This is a genomic window from Clostridium manihotivorum, assembly GCF_004015185.1.
GTDB lineage: Bacteria > Bacillota > Clostridia > Clostridiales > Clostridiaceae > Clostridium_AR > Clostridium_AR manihotivorum.
On the sequence record NZ_CP025746.1, the window covers coordinates 1,611,071 to 1,624,549 of the forward strand.

Sequence of the window (13,479 nt, forward strand, 5' to 3'; positions counted from 1 at the left end):
ATGAATAACATTAATGAAACTTTAGCACAGGAGCTTAGTATAAGAATCGAGCAGGTTGAGAATGTAATAAGGCTCCTTGATGAAGGTAATACAGTTCCTTTTATATCTAGATATAGAAAGGAGCAAACTGGTGGGTTATCAGATGATATTCTTAGAAAATTTTTTGAAAGACTTAATTATCTGAGAAATCTTTTAGATAGAAAAAATGATGTAATAAGGTTGATAGAAGAACAAGGGAAACTTAATGAAGAGCTTAAAAATCAGATAATGAATTCTAATACATTAACTGAAGTTGAGGATATATATAGACCATATAAACCTAAAAAGAGAACAAGAGCTACTATAGCCATAGAGAAGGGTTTAAAGGACCTTGCAACTATAATATTAGCTGGTGATTTCAAAGGCAACATAATGGATGAATCAAGTAAGTATATTAGTGAGGAAAAGGGCGTTGGATCTGAAGAAGAGGCATTGCAAGGCGCTATGGATATAATAAGTGAAATTATTTCAGATGATGCGGATTACAGAAAGTGGATAAGAAATCTGGTTCAAAAAGAAGGGATACTTGAAACTAAGGGAAATACAACAGAATCGTCACCTTATGAAATGTACTATGAATACAGAGAAGCTGTAAGAACGATACCATCTCATAGAATATTGGCTATTAATAGAGGAGAAAAGGAAAAGATTTTATCAGTTAAGATATTAATTGATGAAGCTAAAATAATCAATTATCTGCTTGGAAGGACATTGAAGAATAATTCGAAGACAGATAGTTATATAGAAAATGCAGTAAAGGATAGCTTTAAGCGATTGATTTTCCCATCTATAGAAAGAGAAATAAGAAGTGATTTGACAGATATAGGTGAACAGGGCGCAATAGAAATATTCAAGGCTAACTTAAAAGCTTTATTAATGCAAGCACCTATAAAGAATAAGATTATAATGGGATATGATCCAGGGTTTAGAACTGGTTGTAAGATTGCTGTATTAGATGATACCGGTAAATTCTTAGATAAGGCTACAGTATATCCAACAGTTCCTAGAAATGATGTTGAGGGGACTATAAAGGTATTAAAGGGTCTTATATATAAATATAATGTTGAGGTTATTTCACTAGGTAATGGAACAGCTTCTAGAGAGTCAGAAGAAGTAATTGCAAAACTTATTGCTGAAGTTAAAAATGAAACTGGAAGGGAACTATATTATGTTATAGTTTCAGAAGCAGGTGCATCTGTATACTCAGCCTCTGAGCTTGCAGCAAAAGAGTATCCTGATTTAGACGTTACTGTAAGGGGAGCAATTTCTATTGGTAGAAGACTTCAAGATCCTTTAGCTGAGTTAGTGAAGATAGATCCTAAAGCTATTGGAGTAGGACAATATCAACATGATGTTACTCAAAAGAAATTGGATGAATCTCTTACAGGTATTGTTGAGGACTGTGTTAATAATGTTGGAGTAGACTTAAATATTGCTACGCCATCATTACTGAGTTATATATCAGGTATAAATCCATCTATAGCTAATAATATTGTGGCTTTTAGAGAGGAAAATGGAAAATTCACAAATAGAAAGCAGCTTCTAAAGGTAAAGAGGTTAGGACAAAAGGCTTTTGAGCAGTGTGCTGGTTTTCTAAGAGTTATGGAGAGTGACGAATCTTTGGACAATACTTCAGTCCATCCAGAATCTTATGAAGTTGCAAGAAAGCTTATGACTAAATTAGGATATGACAAGAATGATTTGAAAAACGGTAATTTGAAAGATATAGACGAGAAAATAAAGGATTTCAATCTGATTGAGCTTTCTAAAGAATTATCTGTAGGAGTTCCTACGCTTCAAGATATAATAAAAGAGTTAAAGAAACCTGGCAGAGATCCAAGAGAAGAATTGCCTAAGCCTATATTTAAATCAGGAGTAATAGATATAAAGGATCTAAAACCTGGCATGATGCTTATGGGAACAGTTAGAAATGTATCTGACTTTGGCGCTTTTGTAGATATAGGTGTGCATCAAGATGGATTGGTTCATAAAAGTCAAATGGCAGATAGGTTTGTAAAACATCCTCTTGATATTGTTAAGGTAGGAGATGTTGTTGAAGTCAGAATACTAGAAGTAGATGAAAAGAGAAAGAGAATTTCTTTATCAATGAAAAAAGAGTAATTTTATTAAGTGTATAATAAAAATTAAGTATTATATCAATAGATTTTTAAGTATACTACTTTAAATAAATAACTAAGTATAATTTTTTATAAAACATATTGTCAAAATTAAAACAAAGATATATAATGTATATATAAAAATTAATACTATCTTCAGGGCGGGGCGTAATTCCCCACCGGCGGTATAGCCCGCGAGCCGAGAGGCAAGATTCGGTTAAATTCCGAAGCCGACAGTAAAGTCTGGATGAAAGAAGGTAAAAGCATTAAAATTGATCTGTTTAGCCCTGGTGAATTATTTTCATCGGGGTTTTTTATTCTTCTAAAAATTACAATATGCACTAACATCTGCTTACAAAATTATACTCTTTGTTAAAAAAGTATAAATGTATATGAGTAAGTATTAGTGTGTGACAGTAAGCTGCTTTGATCAATTTTAAGCTTGAGCCCCAGAGGATATAACTTTTGGGAGGGTTACTATGCAACAATTGAAATTGAACAGTCAAATTAAAATCGCTCTTCTTGGAGCTATCGCATTTCTACTAATGTTTTTAGAATTTCCAATATTACCAGCAGCACCATTTTTGAAGATGGACCTTAGTGATTTGCCAGCTTTAATGGGCACATTTGCATTAGGACCAGTAGCTGGAGTTGCTATCGAACTAATAAAAAATATTCTACATGTACTTATAAAAGGCAGTGGTACTGCGCTAGCAGGTGAACTTGCTAACTTTACAATAGGTACAGTTTGGGTGGTTGTCACTGGACTTATTTATAAAGTAAACAAAACAACAAAAGGAGCTATTATCGGGCTTGTTTTAGGGACTTTAGCATTGACAGTAGCTGGTATACTAGGAAACTACTATGTCTTTATGCCGCTATATAACCATGTAGCACCTATATTAGATAAAGCAAATATGAAATACCTTTTGACAATTATAACTCCATTCAACCTAATAAAAGGCTGTGGAGTATCCATTGTTACCTTAGTGTTATATAAAAGACTATCACCAATTCTTAATAAAGAGGTTGTAGTTAAAAATAAAAAGGTAGCATAATATAAAAATTATATTCCTGAATATTAAAGTATAAGTTTTAAAAGGCTGATAGCAATTGCTATCAGCCTTTTTCACTATAAGCTAAGGTCTGGAACCTTTTGTTAGCTAAAAATAGCAATGTAAAGGCTTGGAAACAGCTTGTTAGAATATACAGTAAAAAATATATAATAGATATTTAAGGTTATATCAGTACTTTTTCCCCCTTTTATTTAATATTCTTTTTAGAGAGAGCAGAAGTAAATAATGTAATATTGTGAGAAAACTAAAGAATAATAGAAATATTTAAGCTCTAAGAGCAATGATAATTAATTTTAATTAATAATGATTATTTACAAATAATAAAATAAAGCATATTATTAAATCAGACAGAAACAGTCGGGATTGAAAAGATTGTTTTATAAGAGAGGTGTTTTACATTGAAGCTTAATATATTAATAGGTGGAAGTGCTGGACAAGGAATGGATACAGTTAGTATTTTCCTTGAAAAGGCTCTAAAAAAAGGCGGATTTTATGTTTTCTCTAATAAGGACTATATGTCAAGAGTAAGAGGCGGACATAACTTCACACAAATAAGATTTGGGGATGAACCAATTCATTCTCACGTGGAAAAATTAGATCTAATACTTGCATTAGATAGAGATACTGTAGAAATTCATAAGGATAAACTTAATGAAAATGGAATAATAATTGCTGATGAAGCTATTCAATATGACGATAGCAGACTAGTAAGCCTTCCATTACTAAAGACAGCAAAAGATATAGGTCTATCTAAGGCTTTTACCTTTGTTGCAGCAGGAGCAATATTAAAGCACTTTGGTATAAAAGGTTCATTTGAAGATTTTATAGCTAAGAAGCTTGCGGAACCTATAAGAAATAAAAATATAGAGGCCTTTAAAAAAGGTGGAGAACTAGTAGAAGAAAAGTTTACACTAACTGGTAAAGACTTGTCAAATCACTTAATAATAAATGGAAATGATGCTATAGGTTTAGGCGCATTAGTTGGAGGATTATCATTTTACTCAGCTTATCCAATGACTCCAGCTACAAGTGTAATGACATACTTATCAAAGAAATCCTTACAAGCTGGAATAGTTGTTGAACAGGCTGAAGATGAAATTAGTGCAATAAATATGGCTATCGGTGCCTCTTATGCTGGAGCTAGAGCAATGACTGGTTCATCAGGTGGAGGAGTTGCACTAATGGTTGAAGCTTTTGGCTTAGCAGGAATAACAGAAACACCATTGGTTGTTATTGACTCGCAAAGACCAGGACCAGCTACTGGACTTCCAACAAGAACTGAACAAAGCGACTTGAGTTTTCTACTTACTGCTTCTCCAGGAGAGTTTCCAAGAGTGGTTTTAAGTGTTAGAAATGCAGAAGATGCATTCTATCAAACTTTTAGAGCTTTAAATATAGCTGATAAATATCAAACTTTAGTAATTCTACTGACTGATCAATATCTTGCTGACTCTAATATAACTATTCCAAGATTTGCACTTGAAGAACTAAAAATTGAAAGACATATATGGGATGGAAATGGTCTAGACGAAGATTATAAGAGATATAAGGTAACTGAATCAGGAATATCACCAAGATTGATACCAGGAAAGGTTGAAGGCCAAGTAGTTCTTGTAGATAGTGATGAACATACAGAGTATGCTCATATAACAGAAGAGATTGAAGTAAGAAATGCTCAAATGGAAAAGAGAATGAGAAAGCTAGACTTACTTGTAAAAGAAGATCAAAAAGAGCCAGAGTATTTTGGTGGAGACGATATAGATGTTCTTCTTGTTGGATGGGGATCCACTTATGGAGCTATTAAGGAAGCTACTGAAGTTTTAAATAAATCTGGTTTAAAGATTGGAGCGCTTTCCTTTGGTGATATTTATCCATTACCTGAAAAAAAGTTAAGAAAATATAGTGCTTTAGCCAAGAAGATAATTAATGTAGAGCAAAACTTCACAGGCCAACTAGGCAAGTTTATAACTCAAGAAACAGGAATATTGATGAGTGACAGTATTCTGAAGTATGATGGACGTCAAATAACTTCAGAAGAGATAGTTAAAACACTATCTAAGGAGGTATAGTATATGTTAGAGTTAAAGTTGTATCATAGTAATGATGAAAATACTTGGTGTCCAGGTTGTGGTAATTTTTCTATATTAGATGGGATAAAAGAAGCTGTAGCAGAGTTAAATATTAAACCTGAAAATCTTATGATGGTATCAGGTATTGGTCAGGCTGCTAAAACTCCTCATTATATAAGAGCAAATGGTTTTAATGGATTGCATGGAAGAGCATTACCTCCAGCTCAAGCTATAAAGATGGTTAATCCTGAATTAAAGGTTATAGTTACCTCAGGAGATGGAGATGCATATGGTGAAGGCGGAAATCATTTTATTCATAATATAAGAAGAAACCTAGATATGGTTCAGTTAGTTCATGACAATCAGATTTATGGACTTACTAAAGGTCAGGGATCACCAACAACTGCAAGGGGACAAAAGACTTCGATGCAGTTTGAAGGAGTAATTTCTGAGCCTCTTAACCCGCTTGCATTGGCAATTACAGCAGGAGCAACTTTTGTAGCAAGAAGTTTCTCTGGAGATAAAGAGCATTTAAAGAGTATGATAAAGGCAGCTGTTAATCATAGAGGATATGCCTTAATAGATATAATGCAACCTTGTGTTAGTTTTAATAAGATTAATACCTTCAAATGGTACAAGGATAGAGTTTATTATCTTGATGAAAATTATGATTCAACCAATAAGGGAGCAGCTATTGTAAAGGCAATGGAATTTGGAGATGTAGGTATTCCTTTAGGAATACTTTACAAAGAAGAGGGTAAGCCTACATTCCATGATTTGCACCCAGTATTGAATGCAGGAAATGTTATTGTAGACAGACAGTGGGTTCCAACTGATGGAGATAAGTTTGTAGAAGAATTTATGTAATGCTAATAAAAAACCTAGAATTAATTTATATTAATTCTAGGTTTTATTGTATTTCAGATTTAAGTAGTAATAAGACATTACCATCTTTTCCACATTATAATAGCATCTTCACCATTATCCTCATAGTACTTTTTTCTGATACCTTCTGAAATAAATCCGTACTTTGAATAAAGTTTTTGAGCAGCTAGGTTAGACGATCTTACTTCTAAAGTCATAGCTATTACTTTTTTTTCGTTACAGGTCGCTATCATCTTGCTGAGGATTTTATCTCCAACGCCTTGATTTCTATACTTCGGATGGACAGCAATGTTTGTTATATGGCCTTCATCAATTATTATCCACATACCACCGTAGCCTATGACCTCATCGTTTGATTTTGCAACAAAGTAGTTAGCAAATACATTTGAGAGCTCCTGCTCAAAGGACTTACGACTCCAAGGGATTGGGAAAGAAAGCTCGCTTATTTCAAGGACTTTTTCGATGGAGTCAAGTTCCATAGGCTCAATTTTTATATCCATTACTCTAACCCCATCTTTTTGTCATATTCTCTTTCTGCTTGAGACTTTCTAAGATAAAAAGGAGCTGCATCTACTTCATCACAAATACCTTCCTCAAGAAGGTTAATACCGATTAAACCTAAAGTAGAAGCCCTTGCATAATTTAAGTGAGGAGGGGCGAAAACTGAATTCTTTAATGCAGATTCTATAGTAGATCTGTGCTTTTCAGTACCGTCTCCTACAAATATTACAGGCCTGTTATCCTCTATACATCTAGTTATAAGCTCATCAATGGACAAAATCATATAATCAGTTAATCTCTTTAGTTCTCCATTGGAGTTTTCATAAAAAGAGGTGTACACATTTCCTCTTAACGCATCCATTATGGGGCATATCAATCCTTTATGAGTTATCACATTATATGCAAGTCCATCTAAGTTAGAAACAGATACAGTAGGTTTATTGCTACCTAGACTTAATCCTTTTATTGTAGCCATACCTATTCTAAGTCCAGTAAAAGATCCAGGTCCTTTTGAAACTACATAACCATCTATTTGGTCTATTGTAAGACCACAAAGTTTTAATGCAGAGTCTATCATAGTCATAAGAACTTCTGAATGTTGTTTTTTATCGGTAATATTTATTTCACCTATTACTGATTTGTTCGCTACAAGTGCTACTGTTGCACTATTCGATGATGAATCAACTGAAAGAACTATCATATACTTAACTCCTTAAGATATTCATATCTATCTCCAAAATAATTTATTGTAATTTTTCTAAAGTTTTCTCCTTGCTCAGGAAGTTTCTCTATCTTTATATGTACGTACTGATCAGGAATAAGTTCTTCTATATAATTAGCCCATTCTATAATGCTAACACCATTACCAAAAATATATTCATCAAAGCCTATTTGGTATATTTCATCTGGGTCAGATACTCTATAAACATCGAAGTGATATAGTGTTAATCTTCCGCTGTGATACTCATTAACAATATTAAATGTTGGACTTGTTATATGTTCTTTTACACTAAGGCCATTAGCTATACCTTTAGTTATATGAGTTTTCCCGGTGCCTAAGTCACCAGTAAGACAAAAAATATCACCAGGATTACATATAGAACCTATTTGTCTTCCAAGTTCAATAGTACAATCAACAGAATCGAATATAAATTCCACAATAATCTCCTTTCAAAAATAAAGCCTTTTACTTCTATTATTCTACCCAATATTCTATAAAAAGAAAAGATAATCTAAAAATATACCACCTCATTTGCAAATTATACCTTTAGGTTATTATAATTTTTATAATAACCTAAAGGTATTATTTTAATAATGAAGTGGTATATAAAGCTCTAGCTATTGTCCAATAGCATTTTTTAAATTGTTAACTGCAGTAGCACAGACTGATCCATCTTCTACCATGCTGTCTAAGATTGAAAAAGCCATGCCTTTATTCATACCTTTACGATAAGGTCTATCTTCAGTAAGAGCCTGATATATGTCACAAACAGCCATTACCCTACATTCTTCAGAAAGCCAGTTGTCCACTACACCTCTTGGATATCCATTGCCGTTTAGTTTTTCGTGATGATTAGAAGCCCAATCGCAGATCTCTTCGATTCCATTCATTGAAGAAAGAATGAGTCTTGTAAAATATACGTGAGACTTTATCATGGAGAATTCATCTCCATCTAGTGGCCCATTTTTATCTAATATGTAAGATGGTATTGCTAGTTTTCCAATATCATGAAAAAGACCGGCAATCTTCATCTTTAAGCACTTCTCATCATCATATCCAAGATATTTAGATACTAAATAAGCTAATTCAGCTATTCCTCTCGAGTGAGTTGCTGTAAAGGTGCTTTTTGCATCTATCATATCTGCAAAAATTTCACCGATAGATATTAACTCATGGATATCTAATTTTATATCTATAGAAGGGATAAGGTCCTTAAGGACTAATTCTAGATATCGGTTGTTTGCAAGGTTTAACCAGAATTCATCCGTATGGCTAACCTTGAGGAATGCTTCATAAATTTTCTGAGAGAATATCTTGTTAACGTTCTCTAAAATTAATTCTTTAATCTTGTCCTTCTGCTTAAAATAAGGGAGAAGAGTACTATATTCAGAGTCTATTATGTCACTTATTCTAAGGATTTGGCTTATTATAGGTATAGAATCTCCTTTTACTTGAAAAACACCGTTTCCATCCCAATGTTCATGATGATATAATATAGCATCTGAAAGGTAACATATCTTTGGAATATGTTTTACTATATCGGCTCCTTCGATACAGTGCTTACTTATTATTTCATCAGCAGAATAATTTTTATATAATACATTTCCATATCCTATATCATGTAGTAAAGAGCACATATACAGGTCTTTATAACTATTTTCGTTTAGATTAAGAGCTTTTCCAAGTTGCAGCGCTATATATGAAGCGCGTCTTGAGTGATATGTAGAATTGTCAAGTTCAATATCTTGGATTGTAACCCCGTTTAAGTTTTCTCTAACAACCTTTTCAACTGACATCTCTGCTAGAGATACTGTTATTGATAAAGCAGGTATTATTGTATCAATAGAAACTTGCATAATGCTTACCTCATTAAGAAAATTGTCGAATATTATTTTATCATAATTTGACAATAATGTCATTATGAAAGTGAATAAATTATAATTACATACAGATTGTAATAAATATATTAAACAAAATACTTAAAACTGTTTTGATTTTTACTTTCTAATTGGGCTCTCAGCAACCAAATTAGAATTGAAAATGGATTTTACATCGTATTAGTGCATCTTTAATTAAAATAATAATTTTATTTATTAGATGCATTTGAATTTAGGCTGGATTAGATATAAAATATACAGTAGGTAAAAGTGAGGTGAAGTAATGAAAAAGTTTGATATGAAAAAATTCACTTTTGTACTGATTGGTATAAATATAATCTTCTTCATATTTATAAGTACATACTACAAACCTAAAGTGGTTAATTCTGTTGACAGTACTGTAGAGCAGAGAGATGTGTATTTAAATATAATAACTACAAATAAATTTATATATAATTCTGCCAAACAAATCGTAAAAGATAAACATAATGTCAGCTACATGTTCAATAATAGAAATGATTCAATGAACTTTAAGTTTTCAAATGACTCCTTAGATAATGTTTCAAAATATGATCTTCTTCTATATATGGGAACTAGTACAGAGCCTTGGATTAATGAATTTATAGATGGTTTGAAGAAAGGCAAAGTCGGTATTGTAAATCTATCCAGAGGAACTAAAACCTTGAATTATACTAAGCCACAGAATATAAATGGTTATGAAATAAAGATTAATCCTTATTACTGGTTGAGCCCTGATGAATATAAAATATTTTTATACAATTTGAAAAGTGCAATACAAGATAAAGATCCTAAAAATAGAGAGTTTTATGAGCAGAATTATAAGGAAGTAACCGATGAATTTGATAAAATAACTAATGATTTGAAAGATGCTTCTAGTGATCTTCAAGACTATAGAGTATATACAACGGATGATGACTTGGATTATATAATAAAATACTTGGGGATTAATGCTACTAAGATTACGGATTTAACTAAAATACAAGACTATGAAAAAGATTTTAATAAGGACTCAAATAAAAACTTAATAATATATAGTGATGAAGAAAAGTTTAGAGCATTTAAAAATAGACTTAGCGGTGTCACCTATTCAGATATGGAGATTAAGATACCTGAGTATTCAGATAAGTATAAAGATTTTTTTTATAATTTAATATCAAAGTTTAAAGGTTTAGAAGAAAAGTCGTAATGGGATTATACAATCCTGTTACGACTTTTGTATATAATTATCAAAAAATACTCATTAATATTATTAGTGAAAGAATTTTTTAAATTGTTGGATAATTTTAAAAAATAATATATAATTACCATAATAAATGCCTTATAATATAAATATAAGGGAATAAAGGGGGAGAGAATATGCTAGTAAAAACTATAATATTGCCAAAAGAAGATTTAATAACAGTCACACCTGATACAACTATAGGAAGAGCATTAGAAATAATGGATAAAAACAAATTCTTATCTATTCCTGTAGTAGACGGAGAATACTTTAAAGGTTCAATTGCCCAAGATATTATTTATAAGTTCTATTTTGAAAAGGGAGCAGATAAGAAAAGCCTTTTAGAAGATTTTTCGGTATCACATCTTTTAAGAAAAGATATCCCTAAGATAAATCTTTATGAAGAAGTTGAAAAAGCAGTCGCCCTGTTAGAAGAAACTCATGTTTCCTTTGTAGCTGTAGTTGATGAATTTGATAAGTTTGTTGGTATACTAACTCATCATGCAGTGTTTGAGCAATATACAAATGTATTTGGTCTTAATAAAGGAGAAAGAATGGCAGTAACAGCATATGACGTTCCAGGACAAATATCTAGACTATCCAAGATACTTACAGAAAATCAGGCCGATATAGTGAGTTTTGTTGTAATCGATCCAAAGAGCGTTACAGATGTAAAAGAAATAGTTGTTAGAATGGAGACTAATAACTTAGAAATTATAAAAGATAAGGTTAAGGCAGCTGGCTTTAAAGTTGTCTAATTATATAAACATAAATTCTCTGTACATTCAGCAGAAATATGTGTGTAAAGAAATTCGCTAAAGTGAATCGCTTTAGCGAATTTATATTTCATGTAAGGTCCTAGATAATATATAGATTGACTACCTCGTAATAAAATTTATTGTTTTTAATCTCATATTATAAAGCAGAAGAGCTTTGAAAATAGATTTTGAAGCGAAGCGGTGAATAGTTATCAATATATATCTTAGGTACTTGTGAAAATAAAGAATAAAAATAAGTACAAAAAAATGTTGCTTTATTTGTATATATGTTATATAATCTTATTTGTTCGAAGGGGTATAGCTCAACTGGTAGAGTGGCGGTCTCCAAAACCGTAGGTTGTGGGTTCGATCCCTACTGCCCCTGCCAAAAGCTAGTAGAATATTTATTCTACTAGCTTTTTTTACTTTGCGGAAATTGTTATGAAAGCAAGTCCTTCATAAATTATTATGAAAAGAGATTTTTTTATTTCCCAGGAAAGTATAAAAAAATTAGCTAAGTTAAGTAATACTAATGGATTAGAACAGCTTGTTAGTATATACAATAAAAAAGAAAACACATTTAATAGTATTACGAGGCTAATAATAAAAATTATATTTGTATTAGAATTGAATAATTGATAAAAATAAAATTGATTGAGATATTGTAGAAAGAAAAAATACTATAAGTTAATAGTACAAATTTACTCGTTAAATAGATTTACCATTATATACTATAAAAGTCTTCTTAATACAAGCATTACATTACATAAAATACAATATATTCATTTTATTTAATTAAAGAAGAAACTAATAATTTTATTGATAGGATAAAAATTATTAGTTTTTATTATATATATAGATAAATTATTAAATTAATAATTTTAATGCAAATATAGCTAATTTAGAGACTTTTGAGTTGATTAATATTATAAAACTGGGAAATAAGTGGATATGAAAATGTTTACTATGGATAAAATTTAAAAGTTTATATTAAAAAGATAAAATGTTGCACCTAAAATTTTAAAGTTAATAATAAATTTAAAAATGTATTTACAAAATGATAATTAGTATCTATAATTTCTTATATAAACTTAAGAAAAATATCAATGAATGAGGAGATGTTAGTTGAGAGATAATGATACAAAATAATTAGTCAGTTACTTTGTATTGAAATTTAAAGGTTTTTGTTAAGAAAATGGATTCATTAGAAGAGTAAATTAAGATTTAGCATCTATAAACATATTTAAAGGGGGACTTAAAAAATGTTTAAATACACATTAAAGAGAATTGCTATAAGTTTACTTACTATATTTATAGTAATTACTGCAACGTTCTTTTTAATAAGAGCAATACCAGGGGGACCATTTACTGGAGAAAAGAAATTAGCACCTTCTATACTTGAGAACTTGAATAAGAAATTTGGATTAAACAAGCCTCTAGGACAACAATATACAACATATGTTAGTACTATTATTACTAAAGGTGACTTGGGGCCTTCAATGCAATATGAAGGAACAACAGTTAATGATGTTATTAAGAAGTTCTTTCCTGTTTCAGCTAGATTAGGATTGGCTTCAGTATTATTTTCTTTAGTATTTGGTGTACTACTTGGTATATTATCTGCCTTAAAGGAAAATAAATGGCAGGATAGAGTATCTATGGTTATATCAACTATAGGTGTAACGGTTCCTAGCTTTGTAATGGCTACACTTTTAACTTATTTCTTTGCTATAAAATTTAAAATATTCCCAGCTATAGGGTTAAAAACACCAGCTTCTTATATTTTACCTACTATAGCTTTAGGTGGATACTCAATGGCTTTCGTTTCTAGATTATCAAGGTCAAGCTTAGTAGAAGTTCTAAGACAAGACTTTATAAGAGTTGCAAAAGCAAAGGGGTTATCACAAAGAGTGGTAATAAGCAAACACGCGCTAAGAAATTCAATGATTCCAATAATTACTTATGTAGGACCACTTTTAGCATCAGTACTTACAGGAAGCTTTGTGGTTGAATCAATATTTGGAATACCTGGACTAGGAAGAGAGTTTGTTACAAGTATTGGTAACAGAGATTATACTTTGATTATGGGATTAACCATTTTCTACTGTGCATTCCTAGTATTATGTAATTTAATTGTTGATATTTTATATGGATTTGTAGATCCTAGAATTAAAATACAAGATTAGTGGAGGCGTG

At 31.2% G+C, this 13,479-nt stretch carries 11 protein-coding genes, 1 tRNA gene and 1 riboswitch; of the genes, 8 read left to right on the plus strand and 4 right to left on the minus strand.

The window, feature by feature from the left end; all coding sequences use genetic code 11:
• The 4 genes from C1I91_RS07290 (at position 1) to C1I91_RS07305 (ending at position 6,168) form a co-directional block, all read left to right on the plus strand.
• Positions 1–2,160, plus strand: a complete 2,160-nt coding sequence (locus tag C1I91_RS07290; RefSeq protein ID WP_128212269.1) for a Tex family protein — start codon at positions 1–3, stop codon at positions 2,158–2,160.
• Between the two features lie 144 nt (positions 2,161–2,304).
• Positions 2,305–2,419, plus strand: a riboswitch (FMN riboswitch).
• A gap of 216 nt (positions 2,420–2,635) precedes the next feature.
• A complete protein-coding gene (locus tag C1I91_RS07295; RefSeq protein ID WP_128212270.1) occupies positions 2,636–3,214 on the plus strand; it encodes an ECF transporter S component in 579 nt (192 codons plus the stop codon).
• Positions 3,215–3,630: 416 nt separating this feature from the next.
• Complete coding sequence (locus C1I91_RS07300) at positions 3,631–5,301, plus strand: 2-oxoacid:acceptor oxidoreductase subunit alpha (protein ID WP_128212271.1); 1,671 nt, start codon at positions 3,631–3,633, stop codon at positions 5,299–5,301.
• Between the two features lie 3 nt (positions 5,302–5,304).
• On the plus strand, positions 5,305–6,168 hold the full coding sequence (locus C1I91_RS07305; RefSeq protein ID WP_128212272.1) for a thiamine pyrophosphate-dependent enzyme: 864 nt from the start codon (positions 5,305–5,307) through the stop codon (positions 6,166–6,168).
• 77 nt (positions 6,169–6,245) lie between these two features.
• Here the strand turns inward: C1I91_RS07305 and rimI are convergent, their stop codons facing one another.
• The 4 genes from rimI to C1I91_RS07325 all read right to left on the minus strand — a co-directional run bounded on the left by rimI (position 6,246) and on the right by C1I91_RS07325 (position 9,264).
• Positions 6,246–6,686, minus strand: a complete 441-nt coding sequence (gene rimI, locus C1I91_RS07310; RefSeq protein ID WP_128212273.1) for a ribosomal protein S18-alanine N-acetyltransferase — start codon at positions 6,684–6,686, stop codon at positions 6,246–6,248.
• Positions 6,686–7,387 carry a tRNA (adenosine(37)-N6)-threonylcarbamoyltransferase complex dimerization subunit type 1 TsaB gene (gene tsaB / locus C1I91_RS07315; RefSeq protein WP_128212274.1) on the minus strand — a complete coding sequence of 234 codons (702 nt, stop codon included), beginning with the start codon at positions 7,385–7,387 and terminating at the stop codon, positions 6,686–6,688. Before tsaB ends, rimI begins: the two co-directional genes overlap by 1 nt.
• The gene (gene tsaE, locus C1I91_RS07320; protein WP_128212275.1) at positions 7,384–7,845 is read right to left on the minus strand and encodes a tRNA (adenosine(37)-N6)-threonylcarbamoyltransferase complex ATPase subunit type 1 TsaE; all 462 of its coding nucleotides are present in this window, start codon (positions 7,843–7,845) and stop codon (positions 7,384–7,386) included. The genes tsaB and tsaE overlap by 4 nt, the downstream gene beginning before the upstream one ends.
• A gap of 180 nt (positions 7,846–8,025) precedes the next feature.
• Entirely contained in the window at positions 8,026–9,264 is a 1,239-nt protein-coding gene (locus C1I91_RS07325; RefSeq protein WP_128212276.1) for an HD-GYP domain-containing protein, read from the minus strand.
• A gap of 304 nt (positions 9,265–9,568) precedes the next feature.
• Here C1I91_RS07325 and C1I91_RS07330 point away from each other — a divergent pair, with 304 nt between their 5' ends.
• The 4 genes from C1I91_RS07330 to C1I91_RS07345 all read left to right on the plus strand — a co-directional run bounded on the left by C1I91_RS07330 (position 9,569) and on the right by C1I91_RS07345 (position 13,469).
• On the plus strand, positions 9,569–10,492 hold the full coding sequence (locus C1I91_RS07330) for a metal ABC transporter substrate-binding protein (protein ID WP_128212277.1): 924 nt from the start codon (positions 9,569–9,571) through the stop codon (positions 10,490–10,492).
• 170 nt (positions 10,493–10,662) lie between these two features.
• A complete protein-coding gene (locus C1I91_RS07335) occupies positions 10,663–11,283 on the plus strand; it encodes a CBS domain-containing protein (RefSeq protein ID WP_128212278.1) in 621 nt (206 codons plus the stop codon).
• 312 nt (positions 11,284–11,595) lie between these two features.
• Positions 11,596–11,671 (plus strand) — tRNA-Trp (locus C1I91_RS07340).
• 874 nt (positions 11,672–12,545) lie between these two features.
• Positions 12,546–13,469 (plus strand): ABC transporter permease, encoded by a 924-nt coding sequence (locus tag C1I91_RS07345; RefSeq protein WP_128212279.1) that lies wholly within the window; start codon positions 12,546–12,548, stop codon positions 13,467–13,469.
• The last annotated feature ends 10 nt before the right edge of the window (positions 13,470–13,479 follow it).

Coding starts and splice junctions, on each gene's coding strand:
- C1I91_RS07325 (WP_128212276.1), bottom strand. CDS start 9,264: ATGCAAGTTTCTATTGATACAATAATACCTGCTTTATCAATAACAGTA.
- C1I91_RS07335 (WP_128212278.1), top strand. CDS start 10,663: ATGCTAGTAAAAACTATAATATTGCCAAAAGAAGATTTAATAACAGTC.
- C1I91_RS07305 (WP_128212272.1), top strand. CDS start 5,305: ATGTTAGAGTTAAAGTTGTATCATAGTAATGATGAAAATACTTGGTGT.
- C1I91_RS07295 (WP_128212270.1), top strand. CDS start 2,636: ATGCAACAATTGAAATTGAACAGTCAAATTAAAATCGCTCTTCTTGGA.
- C1I91_RS07345 (WP_128212279.1), top strand. CDS start 12,546: ATGTTTAAATACACATTAAAGAGAATTGCTATAAGTTTACTTACTATA.
- rimI (WP_128212273.1), bottom strand. CDS start 6,686: ATGGATATAAAAATTGAGCCTATGGAACTTGACTCCATCGAAAAAGTC.
- C1I91_RS07290 (WP_128212269.1), top strand. CDS start 1: ATGAATAACATTAATGAAACTTTAGCACAGGAGCTTAGTATAAGAATC.
- C1I91_RS07330 (WP_128212277.1), top strand. CDS start 9,569: ATGAAAAAGTTTGATATGAAAAAATTCACTTTTGTACTGATTGGTATA.
- tsaB (WP_128212274.1), bottom strand. CDS start 7,387: ATGATAGTTCTTTCAGTTGATTCATCATCGAATAGTGCAACAGTAGCA.